This window comes from Hallerella sp. (genome assembly GCF_022776125.1).
In the GTDB taxonomy this organism is placed as follows: domain Bacteria; phylum Fibrobacterota; class Fibrobacteria; order Fibrobacterales; family Fibrobacteraceae; genus Hallerella; species Hallerella succinigenes.
In genome coordinates this window covers 11,536-33,481 of sequence record NZ_JALFIA010000023.1, presented here as the reverse complement: position 1 = coordinate 33,481, position 21,946 = coordinate 11,536, and the positions used below count along the sequence as shown (strand labels likewise).

Genomic DNA, 21,946 nt, shown 5'->3' with positions numbered 1-21,946 from the left:
GAAAGATTGCTAGAAGAAATTTTCTAAGAATAATCTTGTTTAGCAGTTGTTAATGAGAAATGAATTGTTTGGCAAATCCTCCATTTGGAAAGTGGTAATCAAGCAGGCTGTCAAGAACGCAAAAAATCCCGGTCGCTGTGTCGGGATTTTGATTTTCCAAGAATGGGATTTGGTATAAATTAAGACTTCTTTTCGTCGTGGACAAAAGCGTCGATCGCGTTGAGGGATTCCTGCGAAAGAATGTGTTCCATTTTGCAGGCATCTTCGTTTGCGTTCTTTTCGCTGACGCCGAACTTGGTGAGCATGGCCTTGAGCAAAAAGTGACGGGCGAGAATTTTTGCAGCGGTCTTTTTGCCGACCGGGGATAGGGAAATGCCTGTGTACGGTTCCTGAATCACCAAGTCGAGTTTCTTGAGTTCATTCATCGCTTTGTTCACGGAAGGCATTTTCACAGAAAGACGTTCGGCGATATCCTTGACGTGTGCGGTCCCCTTGTTTTCTAGACAAAGAATGTGAACCATTTCCAAATAATCTTCGAGGCTCTGCGAAAGCTTCAGTGTTTGAGACATTTTTCACCCTTACTTTTAGCTCTATCTAAGTATAATAAACATAACAAACAGAATCAAAAAAAACAAGAGCGAGAAGAGTTCCTATAAATATTGAATATGCTTGCGTTCTTCGATCCAATTTGAAATAAATTAAAAATGTGAATGCAGACAAAAAGAAATGCAGATGGGATAGGGAAGAAGACGTCACCGCCATTCTTTTCGCCTTCGTCGCACGGGAAAATTTCATCTTTGAGTTTGGGGGAATTTTCTTCGGTTTTGGAATGTTCTCCATTTTTAAAATCCTTTGCTATCACGGTTTTAATTATATCCGATTAAAAGCTTTTGAGGCATCGCAAGCACCTTACGCTTATGCTTTGAACGGTTGAGACATGATGAACGCTTAAGGGAAGCTTCCGTTTACAGGGAAGGGTTGTTAGATTTCTGATGCGAAGAGGGTGGAGAATGCGGGATTCGGATTGTTGGAATCGTATGAGTTTAACCGCCCAGGTCGCAGGATTTTGCAGAATTTGATGCTTTTGTGGCAAAATACAACCTCCGATAAAGATCTGCATTTCGTAGGGGAAAAAGAAAATTCTAAAATTGGAGTATGGAGAAAATTTCTATAGCCGCATTCGCTTTTTGCCTTTCGACATCCGCGCTTTTCGCGATGGATTCAGAAGAACGTTTGACCGCTCAGGAAGAAGAACTTCGTTTGGTTCAGGAAACTTATGATACGCGTATCAACGACGTCATGGAGACCCTGAATGAAAAAGATTCAACCGCTTTCTTTAAAGCGCGTGCCGAAGGCAAGTATGTGACGTGGAAAGATTTTGAAATTGAAATGCCGAGTCTTCAGATGTTCACGATCAAGGAAGAACCTTACGGTTACACGCTCAAGAGCAAGCATAACGCGCGTGAAACGGTGACCGTTCTTGTGTACACGCGCGATGACGATTTGTATTACAAGACGACGATCGGAAAGAAAGCATCGAATGATTTTAGTCGCATGGTGGAAGCGATCTTCGAAGCCGAAGGGGAAACTACATCGCGTGAAGGAACGGCTTGCAACAGCAAAGCGGTTTCTTGCATTGGCGGCTACGAAAAAGGCACCCCGGGCAAGAACAAAAAGTAATTCGACAAAGACTTAACTAGGGAAAATTTATGGCAGCAGAACTTGGATCGATTGGTACACCTCTGAGCACGAGCGCAACGCGCGTTCTCTTTTGCGGTGCAGGTGAACTCGGCAAGGAAGTCATCATTGAAATGATGCGCCTTGGCGCCGAAACGATTGCCGTGGACCGCTACGCAAATGCTCCGGGTATGCAGGTGGCGCACCGCAGTCATGTAATCAATATGCTCGACGGTGCGGAACTGCGCCGTGTGATCGAAATGGAAAAGCCGGACTACATCGTTCCGGAAGTCGAAGCGATTGCGACGCCTACCCTCGTGGAACTCGAAAAGGAAGGCTACAACGTGATTCCGACCGCCATGGCGACACGTCTCACGATGAACCGCGAAGGCATTCGCCGTCTTGCCGCTGAAGATCTAGGCATTAAGACGTCCCCGTACCGCTTTGCCGATACCGAAGAAGATTTTAAGGCCGCCGTGAAGGCTGTGGGCATTCCGTGCGTCGTAAAGCCCGTGATGAGCTCTTCGGGTCACGGACAGAGCACGGTCAAGTGCGAAGAAGATATCGATAAGGCTTGGAACATTTCCCAGACCGCAGGTCGCACGGGTAAGCCTTCCCGCGTGATCGTCGAAGGTTTTGTGCCGTTCGACTATGAAATTACGATGCTCACCGTGCGTCATGTGGGCGGTACGAGCTTCCTCGAACCGGTCGGTCACCACCAGGTGAGCGGTGACTATCAGGAATCCTGGCAGCCGCAGCCGATGAGTGCCCATGTGCTCGAACAGGCTCACGACATTGCCAAAAAGGTGACGGACGCTCTCGGTGGTCGTGGCATCTTTGGCGTGGAGCTTTTTGTGTGCGGCGAAGAAGTGCTTTTTAGCGAAGTGAGCCCGCGTCCGCATGACACCGGCATGGTGACTCTCATTTCCCAGGATCTTTCGGAATTTGCCTTGCACGCTCGTGCAATCCTCGGACTTCCGATTCCGAACATCGCATTCCGCGGTCCGTCCGCTTCCAAGGCAATCGTTGTTGAAGGCGAATCGGATAAGGTGCGATTTAGCAATCTTGCCAAAGTCCTCGAAACTCCGGATACGGGCATTCGCCTGTTCGGTAAGCCGCAGGTGGGCGGTCACCGTCGGATGGGCGTTTTGCTCGCCCGTGCGAACTCCGTCGAAAAGGCGGTGGAAACGGTAAAGGAAATGCGCGAAAAGCTGAGCGTCGAACTATAGGAATATTTTGGAAAGGAGGGCTCATGTCCGCTCCGCGTAAGTTGCTTTTGTTGGATTCGTTTGCACTCGCGTTCCGCATGTTTTATGCGTATGCGAAAAATCCGTTGGTGAATAAAGACGGCTTGGATGTTTCCCTGGTGCACGGTTACTGGGGCGCTGTACTTCGCATTCTCGCCAAGCATAAGCCGACGCATTTTGCAATTGTGACAGATGTAGGCGCGCCGACGTTTCGGCATGAACTTTACCCGGAATACAAGGCGAATCGCGGCCCGATGCCCGAAGAAATGGCCAAACAGATGCCGCTCCTCGAAGAAATCATCAAGGTCAGCGGAATTCCACTGCTTTCCGAAAAAGGTTACGAAGCTGACGACGTAATGGCCGCCGCTGCGGAAGTTGCGTACAAAGAAGGCTTTGAACAGATTCTGCTGGTGACAAAGGACAAGGATCTTTCGCAGGTCGTGAACGATCGCATCCATCTTTTCCATTTGGAAAAAGGGGCGGACGGCATCGACTTTGGACCGGAACAGGTCAAGGAAAAGTACGGCATTCCGCCGGAACAGATCCGCGATTACCTCGCTTTGATGGGAGACTCTTCCGATAACGTTCCGGGTGTTGCGAAGGTTGGCCCCAAAACGGCTGTACAGCTTTTGCAGGAATACGGCTCGATCGACAATTTGTATGAGAACCTCGACAAGATTACCAAAAAAGGTTTGCACGACAATCTGGAAAAGGGCAAGGAAAACGCCTTCCTTTCGCGTGAACTGGTAACTATCCAGTCGGCACGCGGATTCAAGGGGACCATGGCAGAGCTTGAATTCAAGGGCATCGAAAGCGATGCGATGGCAAAGCTCTTTAAGGAAAACGAAATCTTTAGTCTGATCCGTTTGCTCGAAGATGTTCCGTCCAAGGCGGGATTTTCGGGTGAACTTCCGAAGCGGCATGCGAAACCGTTTGAAACGGTTGTCGTGCGCACGACCAAGGCTTTTAAGGAAATGATGGAAGCGGTCGAAGGCTCTCCTTCGCCTGCGATTTCTGTGATGTATGACGGTTCGAATCAAATGGAAACACGCATTTCGGGCGTTGCCTTTGCAACGGAACCGGATAAAGGTTTTTACGTACCGCTCGGTCACACGGACGACATGGGAATTCCGCTGAACAACATCGATACGGAATATTTTTCGGATTGGTTTGTGCCGGCATTTACGGTTGCGCAAAAGCCGTGGCGTATGTTCGGTGCAAAGACCGCGTTGCATGTGCTATCCTGGTCGATGGATGAACGTGTGGAACCGCATCAGGTTTTGGATGCCCAGATTGGAGCATGGCTCGTTTCCCCGGGGGAATCCAAATACGAGCTTGAAGAACTTTCGATGCGTTATGTGGGCAGGGAAGTTCCCTTAAAAGAAACGCTTGTCGGTCGTGGAAAAAATGAAATCGAATTTTGCCGTGTGTCTGTGGACGATGCAGCGGAATATGCCGCACAGACCGCTGCGGCGATTTATGAACTCTGGGACAAGATCCAGGAAAAGCTTTCTCAGAACGGGCAGTTGAAGCATTTTGAAGAAACGGAAATGCCGATTCTCAAGGTGCTCTTTAACATGGAAGAAAACGGCGCGTCCGTGGACTCCAAGGCTTTGCAGGCGCTTTCCGCAGACTTTTCGACGCGCATCGAAAAAACGGAAGAACTCGTGTACCAGCTTTCGGGTGGAAGCCCGTTCAATATCAGTTCTCCAAAGCAGCTCGCCGAAGTTCTTTACGACGATTTTAAGCTCAAGGTCTTGAAGAAAACGGCGACCGGCCGCAGCACGGACAGCGCCGTTCTCGATCGCCTTTTGAACGAATTCGACCTTTCGGAACAGGAAACACTTTTTATTCAGTCGATTCTGAATTACCGCGAACTGAAAAAGCTTCAGAACACTTACGTGGAAGTTCTCCCGACGCTCGTGAACAAGGAAACGCATCGCATCCACACGAACTTTGTGCAGTGGGGAACGGCGACGGGTCGCCTTTCGAGCCGTGATCCGAACTTGCAAAATATCCCGATCCGTTCTGAAGAAGGGAAAAAGATTCGTGCCGCGTTTGTCCCGGAAGATCCGGTTCATAACGTGATTCTTTCCGCGGACTATTCGCAGATTGAGCTCCGTATGCTCGCCCATTTGAGCGAAGACGAAAAGCTGATCGAAGCTTATAACAGCGGCATGGATATTCACGCGCTCACGGCTTCTGCGGTCTTTGGCAAGGCCCCTTCCGAAGTGACCGCAGACGAACGCCGCCGCGCCAAGGTGGTGAACTTTGGCGTTCTTTACGGCATGACGCCGTTCCGCCTTTCGCGCGATTTGCACATTCCGATGGGCGAAGCGAAGACTTTTATCGACGGCTACTTTAACCTTTACCGTGGCGTGGAAACTTACGTGGAAAAGATTAAACAGTTTGCGCATGAACACGGTTACGTGGAAACTCTCACCGGCCGCCGTCGCGCCATTTTAGGCATCGATTCGAGCGACCGCACGGAATGTCAAATGGCAGAACGCATGGCGGTGAATACGCCTGTGCAGGGAAGCGCTGCCGATTTGATCAAGACGGCGATGATTCGTGTCGCTAAGCGGATCGAGGAAGATTCCTTGCCGCTGACGATGATGCTCCAGGTGCACGATGAACTTGTGTTCGAATGCCCGAAGGACCGCGTGGAAGAAATGGGAAAGATCGTGCAGAGCGAAATGCAGAGCGCGATGGAATTGAAGGTTCCTCTCGTCGCGTCTGTCGGCTATGGTGCAAACTGGCTCGAAGCGCATTAAGCTTCGGGAAAGAACGCGGGGAGCGTTCCTTCCGCAAGTTCAATACACGCCTTTTTGATTTCGAGCGGTTGACGCTTGATTAAAAATTCTAGGCGCATGGCGTCGTGTTTGGTTTTTAATTCAAAGACCTTGAGAATTTTTTCTGGGGGGAACGCCTTGGTGAACTTGGCGCCCTTCCCGGATTTGTGCGCTTCGAAACGTTTTTGTACGTCGGTCGCGTACCCGGTGTAAATCCGGTCGCCCTTGCAAAGCAACATGTAGACGTAATGCGACATATTTTAAAGTTAAAACTTTTGAGCGTCTATGCAGATTGCTTCATCGCGTTTCACGCTCTTTGCAATGACAGAGGGGGAGCTTCTCGTAATGACAGAAGGGGCGTCCTTTTCGCTGTCGTGTTTCAAGAAGTTCTGTGGCACGTTGGAGAATGCCTCTTTTTAAAGGAACGTTAAAGCTTTTCGGGTAACTTTGTTTAGAAGATAAGCAATTAAAAGAATCAGGAGAATGGTCACCGCCAAGAGAGCGGCTACGTTCCATTCTGTAAATCGCAGGTGCAGTTTAGCGAATAGCTGAATATAAGCTGCTTGACTCCAAAGAATTGCTACGTGCTGTACCAAAAATACGCAGTAGGAAAGCGGAGCGATTTTTTGAACGGAAGAGCCGACCGTTTTGTTGCGGAGCAGGGACGGAGCCAGGTAAAAGCCAAAGACGAATAGGGCGATGGCAGCAATAGTTCCGAAGCAATCCGTGTTGAGACTTCCGGGAATGTCGATGAAGGACAAAACGATAAAGACTATCGCAGAGATAATCGCCGTTCGCGAGCTCCGGAGTTTTTCCAGGTTCTCCACTAGGGCAAATCCCAAGCAGAACTTGAACAGGAGCGTGAAGGGGTATGCGCTCAATAAAAAATTCGGGGCTGGAATCCAAAACTGCAACGCATAAAGAACCGTCAAAACGGACAGGGTAACGATAGGCGCCTTTTGATAGACTTTGGCGAGGAGCGGATAGAGAAGATAAAGGAATACGATCGCTCCCACAAACCAGTCTCCGCAAAAGGCGTATGTGCTCACTCCGTAAAGCTTAACGTAGCCATCAAAACCGATGAGCGTAAGCAACAGCGTCAGAGGATGCGCAAGGGCAAAGGTGTTTCCGTCGGTCAACGCGTGACGCAATAGGCTAAAGGGAATGTAAAGGCTTAAAATCCAGAAGGGCGGGTAAATCGCCAAGGCTCGTTTTTTGTAAAAGCGCTGAAGGGAAATTTCCTTAGAAGGCGCATTCAACAAGTCCCCGTATTTCTTATAAAGTAACCCACCTGAAAGAATCAAAAAGATCGTGACAGCGACGTTTCCAAAATCATAGTTCGGAGTGGTGCAGAACAGGTTCATAACAGGAATCCCGGCGAAACCGTATTCAACAGCGAAATGGTAGGTGATGACAAACAGCATCGCCAAAATTCGCAGAACATCCAATTCCTGAATTCGCTTGATCATACTGGCAAAGATACAAAAGATCCGCAGCGTTTAGCCTTCTGGCGTTCCATCCTCGACAAACAAGAAATCCTTTGGCTACTATTGAAATGCGGTCTGCCGGTAAGGACCTTCTGCAAGTGGCAGATCGACCAACGCGACGTGACGCGTGGCTAGTATCCTAGGGCTACGCCCGTAAAAGAAGAACCGCCGGCAATGCCGGCTATTGTACAATTGCGTTTTTTTATTTTTGTAAAAATTTATAGGTTTGGACATGAAAAAATTATTTGCTTTGATTTGTCTGTTTTCCGCTTGCGCTTTTGCCGAAGGCTCTGCGTGGGAAACTGCTCCCCATTTCTCCACTTCGGAATCTGCAACTTTAGAATCCTCTGCGTCTGAAGCTCCGGCTGTGGAATCTTCGACGCTTGCCGCTCCTGTGGCAGAAGAAACTTTGCCTACCGCAAAACAAACTGCGCCGCGGATCGCGAACCCAAAGGAACACCGTGGTTTTTACAGTAATTTCGGTACGGGCTTTTCGTATGTCAATTTCCATACGGAACAAGTAGATGGCAATGCCTACGAGGAAGCGAGCTTTAAGGGATTTACCTTCCCGCTTATGGATTTCCGCTTTGGCGTTGGCGTTGCAAATTTGCTCGTTTTTTATACAGAGTTCAATATTGCGGTTTATTCTGGCGAAGCAAATGATATCGCGATTTACTGTGATTCTTATGGGAATTGCGATGTCGACAAGGGTTCTGACGACAATTCGATTATGGCGCGTTCGTATATTGGTTTTGGAACGTCGATTTATCCGTTCCGCGATACAAGCTCTGCTTTGAATGGCTTCTTCTTGGGAGGATCGATTGGTTATGGATTAGATGCCGTGTATGGAGCTGATCTAGAATCTGTCGATTCCGAAGTGAATGTGGATTGGGGCTTTACGGTAGAAATTGGTAAAGACTGGTGGGTGAACGATCATCTCTCGATCGGTCTCAGTGCGGCGTATTTCCATGCGTCGCCGAAGGTCTATGTAACGGGCAGTGACAACGGCATTGACGGTTTCCACATCCTGTTCCGTTTGACGCGAGGCTAAAATGAAGACTCTCCTCCGAATGGGCCTTTGCGCGGCTCTGCTTTCCTCCGTCGCCTTTGCCCGTAATCCGCATGAGCACCGGGGCTTTTATTTTAGCGCGGGCATCGGTCCTGCTTATCATTCTTTTTCGGCAAGCTCTTCTTCGTCTAACTATCGCTACCGCTGGAATGAGTATACTGCTGAATATGACTATTTCTGGGAATCGGAAAAAGAGGAAAACTCCTATAATGCGTTTGTCTTCCCGGCGATTGATTTCCGCTTTGGAAAATCCATCGGGAATTTGATTGCGTTATACTCCACGTTTGATTTTATGTTTGACACGGACAACTGGGAATGCTTACGTGAAGAACAGAGCGATGTTTATGGAAAAACTTCAGAAAAAGCGGACTCAGAAAATTCGATCATGTTTTCTGGTGGAGCGGGCCTCGGGTTTGAAGTCTATCCATTTTTGAATCCGAATTCGGTGATGCGCGGTTTCCATATCGGGGAATCGACCTCTGTCAACGGGATGCTTCTCGATGCTGTCGGCGATAGGTCTGAATGGGGCGGTGTCTTTGTGGCCAATCGCATTAACGTAGGTATGGACTGGTGGGTGAGCGATACCTGGTCTTTGGGTGTTGAATTTTCTTATACCTATTTCGGTGTCATCGAAGTGGATTCCGACGATGACCCGGATCGACATTTGTTCCGTCTGATGTTCCGTCTCACACGCGGATAGAATTTTTTTCAAATACAAAATCAAACAAAAAAAATCCCGGGTCTTAAAGACTCGGGATTTTTCAAATCAGAATGGGAAGTTAAAAATTAGGCTTCTTCTTCAGACTTCTTGGACTTCTTGGCCGGAGCAACAGCTTCAGCGATGGTAGTACCGTTTTCGCCCGGCTTGTGGGAATCCATCCAAGCCTTGAGCTCAGCGGATTCACGGTTTTTGAAGTAGTCCACCACAGAGAGATAGATCTTGCGGTTGTTCTGGTCGATTTCCGTCACAGCAGCCGGAACTTCGTCGCCGACCTTGAAAGCGTCTGCCGGAACCTTGATGTATTCAGCAGTGAGCTTGGAGACCGGGATGAAGCCTTCGAGACCGTTCGGGAGTTCCACCACGACACCACGGTCGAGGAGACGAACGATCTTGCCCTTCACTTCGGAGTCAACCGGGAAAGCCTTTTCGACGGAATCCCACGGGTCTTCGGTGAGGTGCTTCATGGAGAGGGAAATGCGACGCTTTTCCTTATCGACTGCGAGAACGACGCATTCGACCTTGTCACCCTTCTTGACCATTTCGGACGGGTGATTGATCTTCTTCGTCCAGGACATATCGGAAACGTGGATAAGGCCGTCAACGCCGTCCTTGATTTCGACGAATGCGCCGAAGGAAGCGAGGTTACGGATTTCGCCCACGACGCGTGCGCCCGGAGGAAGTTCGTCATCGATGTGTTCCCACGGATCTTCTTCGAGCTGCTTCAAGCCGAGAGAGATGCGTTCCTGTTCTTCTTCGACCTTGAGCACGACAGCTTCCACTTCCTGGCCAACGGCGAGAATCTTGGACGGGTGCTTCACGTGCTGAGTCCAGGACATTTCGGAAACGTGGATGAGGCCTTCGATGCCATCTTCGAGTTCGACGAATGCACCGTAATCGGTGATGGAAACAACCTTACCCTTCACGACCATGCCTTCCGGATAACGGGCGGCAACGTCCTTCCACGGATGCGGCTTAAGCTGCTTCATGCCGAGAGAGATACGTTCCTTCTTGTCGTTGAAGTCGAGAACCATAACTTCCACTTCATCGCCGAGCTTGACGATTTCAGACGGATGGCTGATACGCTTGTAGCTCATGTCGGTGATATGGAGGAGACCGTCTACGCCGCCGAGGTCAATGAATGCACCGAAGTCGGTGATATTCTTGACGATACCCTTGCGGACCTGACCCTTGTCGAGAGTGTCAAGGACCTTGTCGCGCTGACTGTTGCGCTGTTCTTCGAGAACGACGCGGCGAGACACGACGATGTTCCTACGAGCCTTGTTGACCTTGATAACCTTGAGGTCAAAATCCTGACCGATGAGGGCGTTGATGTCCGGGATCTGACGGAGGTCGATCTGGGAGCCCGGAAGGAAGGCGTCGATACCGAAGAGGTCTACAACCACGCCGCCCTTGATACGCTTCGTGAGCGTACCGCGAACAATTTCATTATTTTCGAAAGCCTGGTGAATACGTTCCCAAACGCGCACGAAGTCGGCCTTCTGCTTGGAGAGAACGAGACGACCGTCGTCGTCTTCGAGCTTTTCGATGAAAACTTCGATTTCGGAACCGACTTCAGGAATTTCGCCTTCCTTGAATTCGTTGCGAGAGATAACGCCTTCGGACTTGAAGTTTACGTCGACGAGCACTTCCTGATCGTTCACCTGGCTGATCTTGCCGGTGACAACCTTGCCCGCTTCGAGGCCTTCCATGCCAGCATAAGCTTCTGCGGCTTCGTTCGTGCCGATGGAACCGAGTTCCTTTTCAGCTTCGAGAATTTCTTGGAGGTCTGCGTCTGTACCGAATTTGAGTTTTGTAGACATATATTAATTGGGTTGTGGAAAAGGGATCGAGGCTACGCCACTACACCTACGCGGTCTTCGATCTTCTTTACCTGTTGTTCAATTGAGAGTTGTGTAGTGTCAATTTCGATGGCGTCGTCCGCCTTTTTGAGCGGAGCGGTTGCGCGGCTGGAATCGATCCGGTCGCGCTCTGCCAAATTCTTCTCGATTTCTTCGAGCGTCATCGCAATGCCTTTCTGCAGGCATTCCTGGTAGCGACGTTCAGCGCGAACCTTCAGGTCCGTGACGAGGAAGAACTTAAAATCAGCGTTGGGGAATACGACTGTACCGATGTCACGGCCGTCGAGAATGCAACTGCGTTCGCCCGCGATTTCTCGCTGCCACTGGGTGAGGACGGACCTGACCTCGGGGATCGCGCTGTACGGGCTAACTGCTTCGGAAACCTGCTTGCCGCGGATTTCCTTTTCACGGTTAATGCCGTTGATGACGATCTGGTTATTGTCGTCAAAGCGAATCTTGGTGGACTGGAGGAGCTGGTCGATGCCCGCCTTGTTGGTCGGTGCAACGCCCTTTTCGAGAGCCGCGAACGTAATGGCGCGGTACATGGCCCCGGTATCCAAATAGGTAATGCCGAGATCCTTTGCGACGATCTTTGCAGTTGTGCTTTTGCCGGTTCCGCTCGGACCGTCGATGGCGATAATGATATGTTTTTTCGTATTCAAGATTTGCCAAATATAGCTATTTGGCTGTCGAATTCAACTTTAGAAGTCGGAAGTAGCACCGCTTTCGTCCGGTCCATAGTAACCGTCTTCTTCGATATTCGAATTTTCCGGTTCAAAGACCTGGGACTGTTCGCTTTCGGACGAATAGGAATTGTCGGAAGAGTCAGAAGCTCCTGAGGATTCTTCGGGCGTATAGGTTGCTGTCGTTTCGATTTCTTCTGGTGCGCGGAGTTCGCCCGTGCTGCCATATTTACGCTTTTCGTCTTCGGTCAACTTGTTCGTGATGACTTCGACTTCCGGTTCCTGGTTCGCCTGCTCTTCTTCGCCTGCCATGATGCGTTGACCGCGTTCTAAGGTACGCTTGATTCGTTCCTGACGCATCTGTTCGAGATTCGAACCGACCTTCTTTTCGTCTTCCGAAACGATGTACTTCTTGTTGAAGTCGTCGAGAACTTCCTTGATGCCGATCAGACGGCCCTTAGCGTCGACCTTCCACGGCATGCGCTTCAATGCGGAAATGCGGAGACGGCTTGCGGCGACGCGGTATTCTTCTTTCATCAGACCGTTTTCGTCCGTAATTTCCTCCGCTTCGTCTGCAGTTACGAACTTCAGAGCTTCCGGCCAGTGTTCCGCCTGGGAATTGACGGTGAAGCCGACAAGTGCGTCGTTGATTGCAGTCGGATCGTCAGACTGGACACCTGCGCATCCGACAAGACAAGCCAAAATCAAGCCCAATGCCATCTTTTTCATCTCAAATCCTCCGAGATAATAATTTGGATAAAAAATATAAACAAATTGCGGAACTATTTGAAACGGTTTTTTAAAAGTTACAGATTCTCCGCATAATGGAATTTCTATCATTGGACTCATGAGCGAAATCAGTGAAAATACCGATATTCATCGAATTACGCGTGCCGATGGCAAGGAATTCATCTTGGTCGGGACGGCGCACATTTCCCAGGAATCGAAGGATTTGGTCGCAAAAGCGATTTCGGAGGTGCATCCGGATACCGTTTGTGTGGAACTGGACGAAGGCCGTCTCAAGTCCCTTGAAGATCCGGATCGCTGGAAAAAGACCGATTTGCGCAAGATTATTCGTGAACACCAGCTCGGCACTCTGATCGCGAACCTCGTTCTCGGTTCTTATCAAAAGAGAATGGGTCTGCAGACAGGAGTCCGCCCGGGCGCGGAACTCTACGGCGCCATTCTGAATGCGCGAGAAGCAAACATTCCGACCCTTCTCGCCGATCGAGACATTAAGGTGACGCTCCGCCGTACCTGGAGCTGCACTCCGTGGTACCGCAAGTTTTCGCTAATCGCTTCGCTTTTTGCAAGCCTTTTCGATAAAACGGAAGTTTCGGAAGAAGAACTCCGCAAGATAAAGTCGCAGGATTCCCTTTCGACGATGATGCAGGAATTCGGCAAGACCTTCCCCGAAGTAAAGACCGTCTTGATTGATGAACGCGACCAGTACCTGGCGAGCCGGATTCGGAACGCTCCGGGTAATCGTGTACTTGCGGTCGTGGGCGCAGGCCATATTACGGGCATTCGGAAGATCATTGAAGAAGATAGTTCGTTGCCGTCCGAAGAATCCCTTTGTGAAATCAAGCCGCCCTCATCGTTGTTCAAGATTATCGGCTGGACGATTACCGCGGCGATCATCCTTTCGGTCGTGTTTGTGGGCTTCCACTCCGGACTTGAAAAAGCGGGCGAGCTTACGCTTAACTGGTTCTTGTTCACGGGCGGTGGTGCGATGCTCGGTGCGATCGTTGCAGGCGCACATCCGCTTGCGATGCTCACCGCCTTGGTGATGGCGCCTTTTACGGGCCTTACTCCGCTGATCGGTGTGGGCTTCTTTGTCGCGCTTGTGCAGGTTTACATGCGACCGCCGCGGGTTTCGGAATTTGAAACGGTGTCCGTAGATATTTGGAAAGTCTCCCGTTGGTGGCGCAACCGTGTGACCCGTGTGATTCTTTGTTTTTTGCTTCCGGGATTCCCGGCGATCATCGGCAAAATCATCGCACTCGTTGGAATTTATAAAGCATTTTAATGCATTGCGAACCCTATCAACTTTGTATATTTTCCTTGTAATAGGAAGGAGCGTTTATGAACCTTGAAAATCTGGACACCTTGTCCCAAAAAATCCAGTCGATTCTTGAAGCGAATCGCCGTTTGAGGGCCGAAAAGGCCGCCGCAGAACAGAAGGTTGCGGAAAAGTGCGCAGAAATCGAATCCCTTCAATCCGAAATTTCGAGCAAGTCCTCGGAGATTGACTCCCTTCAGGGTGAAATCGCTTCGAAAAATTCGGAACTCGGTCAAAAACAGGCGACGATCGACAGTACTTTGAAGGATTATGAATCGGTACGCTCGGAACTCGACCAGATTTCTTCTGAATTGGACAACAAGATTTGCGAAATCGAAACCTTGAATGCAAAGATTCAGGAACGCGACACCGAAATTGAAACCCTCAAGGCTAACGTCGCCGAAAAGGATGCAAAGATCGAAGAAATGGAAAATGTCGTGAGCGAACAGGACAGCGAAATTCAGTCCGCTCAGGAAAAGTTCCAGGACCTCCTTTCGACCATCGAAAATGAACTCGGCACGGAAATCCAGGTGACGGCTCCGGAAGAATCCGAAACCGCGGAAGAATCTCAGGAAGCTGCCGAAGAAGATGTGAACCAGGATCAACCGAAACAAGAGGAGTCTGCACAGACCGATTTTTTCGCCTGAGGTGGTTCGCAGCCACCGATTCGTTTGGCGTCGGAATAAAGGATGAATGAGGAAAAGATGGACGAGAAGGAACCTGCCTTACGCACTGTCCGAGTTGAAATTGGTACGGACCGATTCCAAATTCAGACAGACTTGACCGATGCTGAACTCTCTGCGATAGTCACCTATGTGACGAAAAAGATGCAGGCCTATGTAAGTTCGGACGCCCGCATGGATATGCGAAAGCAGCTCTTGCTGATGGCGATGGATATCACGTCGGAACTTTTCGACATGAAACGCCGTCACGCGAGATACAAAGATTATTACCTCGAAAGCCAAAAAGTGGCCCAGGTATTGTCTTCCATGTTGGACGATGAACTTGCAAAAATCGATCCAATGTCCGATATGACAAAGAAATGACAAAATTGTGGAAAGAAAAAGACACGAAAACGTTGTACGATTTCTTTTTGCAGGCTATATTATAGGTAGGCATCCATCGGAAGTTATGCCCGATCTAACAAGATTCAATCAGCTCCGAACTCTTTCTTGAATGTTTATGCCCGGTCGCTTGACCCTGAAAAACTGCAAAGGAAGGAGGGCTATCTTTTTACAAGAGTAGCTTCGAGCGTATAGACCCGATAGGATGCCAAATTTTAAAGCAAAAAGGACCGGCGAAATGCCGGCCTTTTTTGTTGAATCCTTTTTTGAAGTAGAAATCAATTCCTCTGGTAAATGCGCAGTCCAAAGAGCGGAAGCTTTGCCATGAGGAAGTCCACGACGTTTGATCCGAAAGTTTCGTATTCGGCCCAGGAAGTAATCTTGGTGAACATATAGATTTCGAGCGGAATGCCATAACCCTTCGATTCGAGTTCACGGGCAAAGTGCGTCTTTTGCGGATCGACATCGTCTAAGGAGCGGATGTAGGTCGTGGCGAAGGAGCGGAAGAGTTCCATGTTCACGACCTGATCCTTGGCGGTCATTTTTTCGAGGCGAGATCCGAGCATGGCGAGAACGGTCTTGTCGGCTTTGAGGGCTTCGATCTGCGATTCGTTTAAGTAGCCGAGCATTCTGCCGTCGATGAGAATGGAACGTTGAATGCGGCGGCGTCCGGATTCTTGCATGGTGCGCCAGTTTTTAAAAGTCGTGGAGACAATCGTGTAGGCGGGGAGAATGCTTGTCGTATTGTCCCAGTTTTGAATGCGGATGCTCGTGAGAGAAACGTAGTCCACGATACCATTGATGTTTTCCTTGGGGATCTCGATCCAGTCGCCTGTACGGACAAGGTCGAGAATCGCGATCTGGACGCCTGCCGTAAAGCCGAGAATCGAATCCTTAAAGACCAGCATGAAGACGGCGGCGAGAGCGCCGAGGCCCGAAAGAAGTATGACCGGGCTCTTGTTTGTGACCTGCGAAATCACGAGGATCGTGCAAATCAAGAAGCCTAAAAGAAGGCCTGCCTGGCAAACGCCTTGAATTGGAATGCCCTGCTTTTTCGGATTTAACAGAATCAAGTCGGCGATGGCGCGGAGGCAGGAATCGTAAATGAGATAGCCGACGACGATGAAGTAAATGTTGTTCAGCGTGATCAGAATTTGGAACAAGTCCGCGGAATCCGTAAGAACGCTAGGAAGTCCGCGGTAGAGAATAATCGCCGGAATAATGTGGGCAAAACGTTCAATCGCATGATGCTTGACGAGCAGATCGTCGAACTGGCCTTTGCTGCGTTTGGCGATTTTTTTGAAAATCGGCATAAAGGTGTAGCGGGAAATGTAAAGCGACATTACGGCGATGCCACAGAGAATTAAAAAGGCTTTGTATTGCTGAAATAATTCTATCATATTTCACAAGATAGAAAATTGCACAGGGTGAAAAGGGTCGCTCCGATGAACGGAAAAATTTCGGGTCTCGGTAGAATTTCTATCTTGCAGGGTCATATGGATTTGAAGAAATTTTCTATTCCGCGTGTGGTAAAGGCTGCGTTACGAGAAGTGATCGTGCCGATTGCGTGCGCACTGATTGTGATTCAGTATGTGATTCAGGCGTTCCAGATTCCGAGTGGATCGATGGAAGATACGCTGCTCACGGGCGATTTTATTTTAGGACTCAAGTTTACCTATGGTTCTCCGGTGCCGTTTACGCATTCGAAGTTCCCAGGCCTTACCGATCCGAAAGTGGGTGATGTCATCATCTTCCGCTATCCGGGGGAACCTGCTTATCCCGATTACGATTATGCGCGTTATACGCATCTCGCCGACGGCTTAATGTTTGGAAACTTCTATTGGGATTCAAAGCCTTTGGAAGGAAATCCGCATCTGGTGCACTTTGGCGACGGTCCCAAGGACTTTATCAAGCGCTGCATTGCGGTTTCGGGCGATACTATCGAAGTGAACCGTGGCGTGCTTTCGCAGAACGGGGTGAAGAATGCGATCCCGGGTAAGGGCAAGTACACGGCTTATTACCGTACAGGGATTGCCCGCGATTCTTTGGAAAAGACACGCGTGCCAGCTCCGGGAGACGTCATTGATCTCACGCAACTTTCTTTGCCAAGGCTCTGGTGGATCCGCTCCCTGATGATGCAGGAAAATCCGGAAAAGAAGATTGAACTCGAACTGAACCTGTATAAGGATTCCGTCCTCGACAATCAGCATTATTTTGAAAACTTCCGTGTGCCTGTGGAAAATGACCGCGGTCTTTTGCTGAACGTGGTGATGTCGCAGGGGCAGATCGTGGGGCAGGCCATTCATCAGGGTGATACGATTGCGGGGCCTGCAAGCTTTATGCTGTTCAAGCAGTTCGCTCGCACGGGATTTTTGCCACGCTTTGATCCGAACGCCCATTACAAGGGAATGACGCGCCCGGTGAGCTACGATTATTTCGAGGGTTCGCAGCTTGGCGATCTCGCTTATAACGTTTCGCTGGATTCGACTCTCCGTTTGGAAGTGAACATTCTGGTGGACGGTCAAAAGACGACCGAGTACACGGTGCAGTATCCGGTGTACTTTATGATGGGCGACAACCGCGACAATTCTGCGGACAGCCGCTACTGGGGCTTTGTTTCGAGAAGGAACATCAAGGCAAAGGCGTTTGTCGTGTACTTCTCCTTTGATAATTCGGATGGAAGCTTCTCCTTTGGAAATCCGTTCAGCTGGTTCAAGGTGCCGTTCCAGATTCGTTGGACGCGCATCGGCAAGATCATTCATATGATCGGGGATTAGTCGAAGATGAAGCTTCGAATTCTTGCGCTTTTCTTCTTTGCGTTCGTTCTTTTGAACTGCGCAACTTCCGTCGCTCCGGGTGGCGGTCCAGAAGACAAGTATCCTCCGCGTGTGGCTGGGGTTTATCCGGCGCCGAATTCGACGAACATGCCGCTCGAATTGAATATCCATTTGCAGTTTGACGAATGGATTGCGACGAGCGTACCGCGGAGTGCGGTTATGATTTCCCCTCCGCTCGAAAAGAGACTCAAGTTTGAAGTCGATGGCGACGAACTCTATGTGACGTCTAAGGCACGCCTCGATACGAATACGACTTATACGGTGACGATTGCAAGCGGTCTCAAGGATTTGCACGGGAATGCGGTGGCGGATCCTTTCCGTTTGACTTTTTCCACGGGTCCGATTATCGATTCGCTTTCGCTGACGGGACGTGCCATGGTAACGGCTTCGATGATCCAGAAAAAACAGTTCCCGACGGTCGGTCTCTTTTTAATCGGAGCAGCGGAACGCGCTTCGCATCATTACTTAGAAAAGTACCGCGATTCGACGCAGACGGTGGAGGCTGATTCGATTCCTAAGCTCACCAAGGAACAGCCGCTCTTTTCGACGCAGACCGATAGCCTTGGAAGATTTCACATGGCAGGTTTAAAGGCGGGACATTACCGAGTCGTCGCCTTCCTCGATGTGAACGGAAACCAAAAGATCGAAACTTCGGCAGAACTCGCCGGCGTAGCGGTGAGCGATTTAAACTTGACCCCGGAATTTGCGGACACGCTCTGGATTCCACTTGCGGACCAGGATACGACTCCGGTTTCCCTCGAAGCGATTACTCAGGTTGGAAAAAACGCTTTGACGGCAAAGTTCTCCAAGAATCTGATGATCGACAGCACGCTTCTCGACAAGGAAAACTGCGTTCTCTTGACGGCGGACTCGACCCGCATTCGTCCGACGTGGATCTTCCGTGCGCCACGTAGTGCCGACATGGAATTCGTCTTTGATTCTTTGCCGAACCGAGATTCCTCTTATACATTCCGCTGCGTGACCGGCAAGGATTCTGTGGGACGCATTTTGGATTCTCGCCTCGGTTCGCTTTCAATCGATTGGACGGAGCAGAAGGGCGATACCCTTCCGACGAAGATGATCGCTTCGGTACCTGCGATGAATGCGAAAAACATTTTCCCGAAGGATTCGATTGAGATTACCTATGACAAGCCTGTGGCGGATTCCGTGCTTGATTCGCTCCGTCGGGTGCTTGTTCTTGTGCAGAATCAGGATACGCTTCCGGTGCGCGTTTTGCGCAAGGATCCGGTTCGCTTTATGGTGTACGGCGATGAATTCTTCTTGACCGATGCGAAGGTGGAACTCCTGGAACGCTATGCGGATTCGACGCTTTCTTCGCCGGATTCGATGACGGGAATTCGTGATACCATCGTGACGATGAAGACGCGTGTCTGGGTAAAGTTTGAAACAGTTCCGAAGCTTCAGTTGGCGTCGCTTTCGGGAAAAATTCCGGGAGGCTCGACGGATACGCGCGTGCGCATTCGAAAGGTGGACTCGGATCGATTTACCACGGTGACTTGTGCGCTGAATGGATCTTTCCAAATGGATGATTTGACGGAAGGAAAGTACCTGATGGAATACTTCCGTACCAAGGATTCTTTGGATGTTCCGTACGCGGGCAAGCTCTTTCAGTTTGAATATGGAATGCCGTGGCGCGCCTTGGCAGATACGCTTGTGATTGAGCGAGGCGCAAATGTGTTAGAAGCTGATTTGAAAGGACTCTGATGAAACCGAACGTGTACATTGCCTTGGATTTGGAGACGACCGGGCTGGATTTTGAAAACGATGAAATTATAGAAGTGGCTTTGGAAAGGTTCGAAAATGGAGAGCCTGTTGAAAGCAAAGATTTTTTGATTAAGCCGAAGCAGACGCTTCGCCCGTTTATTGCATCGCTCACGGGTATTTCGGATGCGGATCTGAAGGACGCTCCGGACTTTGCGTCTGTTGCAGGTCAGATTCGACAGTTTATCGGCGACTATCCGCTGGTCGCTCACAATGCGCAGTTCGATTCCAAGTTCTTGAAGAATACCTTCGGCAAGGTCGGCGTTTCGATCGATTCGAATCCGGTTCTCGACACTCTTATCCTTTCGCGTATTGCTTACCGTCGAATTCCCAATCACAAGCTCGAAACCTTGGTGAAGTATCTGAACATTCCGCGTGAACGGGCGCACCGCGCTCTCCCGGATGCAGACGCCTGCGGAAAGCTTTTTTGGATGGCGCTTTTGGAAATTGAAAAGATGGATTCCTTTGTGCGTCATCACCTGGCACGCCTTGCTAAGGGAACCTCTTGGGAAAGCATCTTTGACGACTGCGTTCCGGATCACGAATCGCTCACCCCTTTAGAACCGGAAACGGTCACTTCGCCGCTGTCTTCCAAGGAGCGCTTACCGCGTGTGAGCGAGTTCTTTGAAAAGGGCGGCAAGCTTTCGCAAGTCATCGAAAATTACTCTCCGCGCTCTTCGCAACTCGACTACGCAGAAATCGTGGAACGCAATATGCACAAGGGTGGACTTTCGATTCTCGAAGCGGGCACCGGCATGGGAAAGACTTTGGCCTACCTCGTTCCGGCAGCGCTCAAGGCCGCCACCGGTGAACGTGTTGTCATCAGCACGGCGACGCGAACCCTCGAAGAACAGCTTTGCCAGCACGATTACCCGGCGATTGCTCCGCTTTTTGGAAATCGCGTTTCCCCGGTCGTTTTGAAGGGTCGCGGCAATTACATTTGCCTGCGCAAGTTCGAAGAACATTTGATGTCTCCGGATGTGTTGCTCGCTCCCGATGAACGGGAATCCTTTATGACGCTCCTTCCGTGGATTGAACATACCAAAACGGGAGACGGCAACGAAAATACCGGTTTTAACCTTTCCCGCAACCGCTTGCTGTGGAGCAAATTTTCGAGCGATGCTTCGACGTGTCTTGGCGAAAAATGCCCGTTCTACGACAAATGCTTTGGTTTGAATGCGCGCCGCCAGGCGGCCAAGGCGAACCTGCTTTTTATCAATCATTCGCTCTTCCTTTCGGATCTTGCGCTGGACTTTGCGCTGCTTCCGACTTACGATCATATCGTATTCGATGAAGCGCATCGCCTGCCGACGATGAGTCACATGACCTTTGGCAAAATGGTGCGATTCTTCCGTCTGCGAAACATAACGAAGATTCTGGTTCACCCGAAGGCTCAGGACAAGGGTCTTGTCGCGGAACTCGAAACGCTCCTTTCCAAAGCGAATGCAGAAGCTTCGCTTTTGGATGCCTGTGCAAAACTTCGCGAAGCGACGGTCGAATGTGAAAAGGCGCTTCACCGTTTCTTCTTGAAGCTTGGCAAAAAGGTCTTTAAGCACAAGCCGGACGGTTTCCGCTTTGCCAAGGGAATCCTTGCGGAATACGATACGGATCCGCGCCCGGTTCTCGACTCTTGCAATACGGTGAAGGCGATTTCGGAAGATATTTCTTCGAAGCTCCGCGAAAATTCTGCCTTTGTGCTCGTAGCGCGAAATCTCGAAGGCGCTGCGATGGATATCGGACGCTTTGCCGAAGACTTTGGATTCATTACGCAGGCGGGCAAGGAAGACTGGGTCTTTTACATGGAAGAACCGGGCAATCCGCATACGGCAATCCTTCGCGCGATTCCACTGTACCCGGGCAACAACTGGTCCGAAAAGTTCTATCCGTGGATCAAAAGCGCAACGTTCACCTCGGCGACGCTTTCGCTGCAGGGATCTTTTGACTATTACGAACAGCGTATGGGCATGCATAGCCCGAGCCTTGCAAAAACAAAGACTCCTTTTGTGCGCACGTACCCGTCTGCATTCGACGTGAATGCAAAACGCCGGGTGATTATCGCAGACTTTTTGCCAAAGCCGAATACATCGGATTTCCAAAAGGCACTCGACGTCACCTTGGCGGAAATCTTGCCCGAAAACAAGAAGAATGCCCTTGTGCTTTTTACAAGCATCGTGAGCATGAACAAGGTGCACGACGCTTTGGCACCGTGCTTTGCAGAAAAGAATAAGCTCCTGCTCTGCCAGAATTTAGATGGAGGCATGGATAGCCTTGTAGAAATGTTCCGCAAAAAACGCGAAGCATGTTTGCTTGGCTGCCAGGTATTCTGGGAAGGCATTGATTTGCCGGATAACGCACTCGAACTTTTGGTGATTCCAAAGCTCCCGTTCCCGAATCCGTCGGATCCTTTGATTGCAAGCCTTGCCGATAAAATGAAGGAGCGTAACGAGAATTCGTTCAAGAACCTTTATATTCCGGAAGCACTGCTTGAATTGCGCCAGGGTTTGGGGAGGCTGATTCGCAGTGAATCCGATACCGGAACGGCTTTGTTCTTCGATAACCGTTTGGTCCACGAAGCCTATGGCAAGAGCTTTACACGCCTTTGGGATGCAAAGCATGAAGTGGCGCACAACTTGGAAGAATTAAAGTCCCTTCTCGGTCTATAAGAC

18 protein-coding genes are annotated in these 21,946 nt (G+C 50.0%); 11 read left to right on the top strand and 7 right to left on the bottom strand.

Going from position 1 to position 21,946, the window contains the following annotated elements; all coding sequences use genetic code 11:
* Positions 1–179: 179 nt before the first annotated feature.
* A complete protein-coding gene (locus MR847_RS03445) occupies positions 180–569 on the bottom strand; it encodes a metal-dependent transcriptional regulator (RefSeq protein ID WP_287722949.1) in 390 nt (129 codons plus the stop codon).
* 586 nt (positions 570–1,155) lie between these two features.
* On the opposite strand from MR847_RS03445, the gene MR847_RS03440 reads away from it, so the two are divergent.
* From MR847_RS03440 to polA, 3 genes are read left to right on the top strand one after another with little or no spacing between them, the layout of a single operon-like run.
* Positions 1,156–1,680, top strand: coding sequence for a hypothetical protein (locus tag MR847_RS03440; RefSeq protein ID WP_106519510.1), 525 nt, complete (start codon positions 1,156–1,158; stop codon positions 1,678–1,680).
* A 29-nt stretch (positions 1,681–1,709) separates the two neighbouring features.
* The gene (purT, locus tag MR847_RS03435; RefSeq protein ID WP_100425669.1) at positions 1,710–2,906 is read left to right on the top strand and encodes a formate-dependent phosphoribosylglycinamide formyltransferase; all 1,197 of its coding nucleotides are present in this window, start codon (positions 1,710–1,712) and stop codon (positions 2,904–2,906) included.
* Between the two features lie 23 nt (positions 2,907–2,929).
* Positions 2,930–5,698, top strand: a complete 2,769-nt coding sequence (gene polA / locus MR847_RS03430) for a DNA polymerase I (RefSeq protein WP_100425670.1) — start codon at positions 2,930–2,932, stop codon at positions 5,696–5,698.
* Here the strand turns inward: polA and MR847_RS03425 are convergent.
* Positions 5,695–5,973: a GIY-YIG nuclease family protein gene (locus tag MR847_RS03425; protein WP_100425671.1), complete on the bottom strand. Its 279-nt coding sequence runs from the start codon at positions 5,971–5,973 to the stop codon at positions 5,695–5,697. The genes polA and MR847_RS03425 overlap by 4 nt on opposite strands.
* A 159-nt stretch (positions 5,974–6,132) precedes the next feature.
* Positions 6,133–7,185, bottom strand: coding sequence for an acyltransferase family protein (locus MR847_RS03420; protein ID WP_287722948.1), 1,053 nt, complete (start codon positions 7,183–7,185; stop codon positions 6,133–6,135).
* A 250-nt stretch (positions 7,186–7,435) separates the two neighbouring features.
* Between MR847_RS03420 and MR847_RS03415 the strand changes: the two genes are divergently transcribed.
* Together MR847_RS03415 and MR847_RS03410 are read left to right on the top strand one after the other, a co-directional pair.
* Complete coding sequence (locus MR847_RS03415) at positions 7,436–8,254, top strand: hypothetical protein (protein ID WP_287722947.1); 819 nt, start codon at positions 7,436–7,438, stop codon at positions 8,252–8,254.
* A 1-nt stretch (position 8,255) separates the two neighbouring features.
* Positions 8,256–8,972 (top strand): hypothetical protein, encoded by a 717-nt coding sequence (locus MR847_RS03410; RefSeq protein ID WP_287722946.1) that lies wholly within the window; start codon positions 8,256–8,258, stop codon positions 8,970–8,972.
* A gap of 86 nt (positions 8,973–9,058) precedes the next feature.
* Here the strand turns inward: MR847_RS03410 and MR847_RS03405 are convergent, their stop codons facing one another.
* Genes MR847_RS03405 through MR847_RS03395 form a run of 3 tightly spaced genes read right to left on the bottom strand, consistent with a single transcriptional unit; the run spans position 9,059 to position 12,264 of the window.
* A complete protein-coding gene (locus MR847_RS03405; RefSeq protein WP_100425675.1) occupies positions 9,059–10,813 on the bottom strand; it encodes a 30S ribosomal protein S1 in 1,755 nt (584 codons plus the stop codon).
* Between the two features lie 32 nt (positions 10,814–10,845).
* Complete coding sequence (gene cmk, locus MR847_RS03400; RefSeq protein WP_106519515.1) at positions 10,846–11,514, bottom strand: (d)CMP kinase; 669 nt, start codon at positions 11,512–11,514, stop codon at positions 10,846–10,848.
* A gap of 39 nt (positions 11,515–11,553) precedes the next feature.
* The gene (locus MR847_RS03395; protein ID WP_199189247.1) at positions 11,554–12,264 is read right to left on the bottom strand and encodes a hypothetical protein; all 711 of its coding nucleotides are present in this window, start codon (positions 12,262–12,264) and stop codon (positions 11,554–11,556) included.
* Positions 12,265–12,382: 118 nt separating this feature from the next.
* Between MR847_RS03395 and MR847_RS03390 the strand changes: the two genes are divergently transcribed.
* From MR847_RS03390 to MR847_RS03380, 3 genes are read left to right on the top strand one after another with little or no spacing between them, the layout of a single operon-like run.
* A complete protein-coding gene (locus tag MR847_RS03390; protein WP_287722945.1) occupies positions 12,383–13,564 on the top strand; it encodes a TraB/GumN family protein in 1,182 nt (393 codons plus the stop codon).
* A gap of 56 nt (positions 13,565–13,620) precedes the next feature.
* Positions 13,621–14,244 (top strand): coiled-coil domain-containing protein, encoded by a 624-nt coding sequence (locus MR847_RS03385; protein ID WP_100425678.1) that lies wholly within the window; start codon positions 13,621–13,623, stop codon positions 14,242–14,244.
* 57 nt (positions 14,245–14,301) lie between these two features.
* Positions 14,302–14,643: a cell division protein ZapA gene (locus tag MR847_RS03380; RefSeq protein WP_158256948.1), complete on the top strand. Its 342-nt coding sequence runs from the start codon at positions 14,302–14,304 to the stop codon at positions 14,641–14,643.
* 296 nt (positions 14,644–14,939) lie between these two features.
* Here the strand turns inward: MR847_RS03380 and MR847_RS03375 are convergent, their stop codons facing one another.
* The gene (locus MR847_RS03375) at positions 14,940–16,061 is read right to left on the bottom strand and encodes a mechanosensitive ion channel family protein (RefSeq protein WP_100425680.1); all 1,122 of its coding nucleotides are present in this window, start codon (positions 16,059–16,061) and stop codon (positions 14,940–14,942) included.
* Positions 16,062–16,157: 96 nt separating this feature from the next.
* Between MR847_RS03375 and lepB the strand changes: the two genes are divergently transcribed.
* The 3 genes from lepB to MR847_RS03360 are packed head-to-tail and all read left to right on the top strand — an operon-like array spanning position 16,158 to position 21,943.
* Complete coding sequence (gene lepB, locus MR847_RS03370) at positions 16,158–17,438, top strand: signal peptidase I (RefSeq protein WP_100426808.1); 1,281 nt, start codon at positions 16,158–16,160, stop codon at positions 17,436–17,438.
* Between the two features lie 6 nt (positions 17,439–17,444).
* Positions 17,445–19,223, top strand: coding sequence for an Ig-like domain-containing domain (locus tag MR847_RS03365; RefSeq protein ID WP_287722944.1), 1,779 nt, complete (start codon positions 17,445–17,447; stop codon positions 19,221–19,223).
* A complete protein-coding gene (locus tag MR847_RS03360) occupies positions 19,223–21,943 on the top strand; it encodes a helicase C-terminal domain-containing protein (RefSeq protein ID WP_287722943.1) in 2,721 nt (906 codons plus the stop codon). The genes MR847_RS03365 and MR847_RS03360 overlap by 1 nt, the downstream gene beginning before the upstream one ends.
* The last annotated feature ends 3 nt before the right edge of the window (positions 21,944–21,946 follow it).

Excerpts from the sequence above, each read along its gene's own strand:
- MR847_RS03440 (WP_106519510.1), top strand. The coding sequence starts at position 1,156 with ATGGAGAAAATTTCTATAGCCGCATTCGCTTTTTGCCTTTCGACATCC.
- MR847_RS03380 (WP_158256948.1), top strand. The coding sequence starts at position 14,302 with ATGGACGAGAAGGAACCTGCCTTACGCACTGTCCGAGTTGAAATTGGT.
- MR847_RS03410 (WP_287722946.1), top strand. The coding sequence starts at position 8,256 with ATGAAGACTCTCCTCCGAATGGGCCTTTGCGCGGCTCTGCTTTCCTCC.
- MR847_RS03415 (WP_287722947.1), top strand. The coding sequence starts at position 7,436 with ATGAAAAAATTATTTGCTTTGATTTGTCTGTTTTCCGCTTGCGCTTTT.
- polA (WP_100425670.1), top strand. The coding sequence starts at position 2,930 with ATGTCCGCTCCGCGTAAGTTGCTTTTGTTGGATTCGTTTGCACTCGCG.
- MR847_RS03360 (WP_287722943.1), top strand. The coding sequence starts at position 19,223 with ATGAAACCGAACGTGTACATTGCCTTGGATTTGGAGACGACCGGGCTG.
- MR847_RS03375 (WP_100425680.1), bottom strand. The coding sequence starts at position 16,061 with ATGATAGAATTATTTCAGCAATACAAAGCCTTTTTAATTCTCTGTGGC.
- MR847_RS03365 (WP_287722944.1), top strand. The coding sequence starts at position 17,445 with ATGAAGCTTCGAATTCTTGCGCTTTTCTTCTTTGCGTTCGTTCTTTTG.
- MR847_RS03385 (WP_100425678.1), top strand. The coding sequence starts at position 13,621 with ATGAACCTTGAAAATCTGGACACCTTGTCCCAAAAAATCCAGTCGATT.
- MR847_RS03405 (WP_100425675.1), bottom strand. The coding sequence starts at position 10,813 with ATGTCTACAAAACTCAAATTCGGTACAGACGCAGACCTCCAAGAAATT.
- MR847_RS03425 (WP_100425671.1), bottom strand. The coding sequence starts at position 5,973 with ATGTCGCATTACGTCTACATGTTGCTTTGCAAGGGCGACCGGATTTAC.
- MR847_RS03445 (WP_287722949.1), bottom strand. The coding sequence starts at position 569 with ATGTCTCAAACACTGAAGCTTTCGCAGAGCCTCGAAGATTATTTGGAA.
- MR847_RS03420 (WP_287722948.1), bottom strand. The coding sequence starts at position 7,185 with ATGATCAAGCGAATTCAGGAATTGGATGTTCTGCGAATTTTGGCGATG.
- lepB (WP_100426808.1), top strand. The coding sequence starts at position 16,158 with ATGGATTTGAAGAAATTTTCTATTCCGCGTGTGGTAAAGGCTGCGTTA.
- MR847_RS03390 (WP_287722945.1), top strand. The coding sequence starts at position 12,383 with ATGAGCGAAATCAGTGAAAATACCGATATTCATCGAATTACGCGTGCC.
- MR847_RS03395 (WP_199189247.1), bottom strand. The coding sequence starts at position 12,264 with ATGAAAAAGATGGCATTGGGCTTGATTTTGGCTTGTCTTGTCGGATGC.
- purT (WP_100425669.1), top strand. The coding sequence starts at position 1,710 with ATGGCAGCAGAACTTGGATCGATTGGTACACCTCTGAGCACGAGCGCA.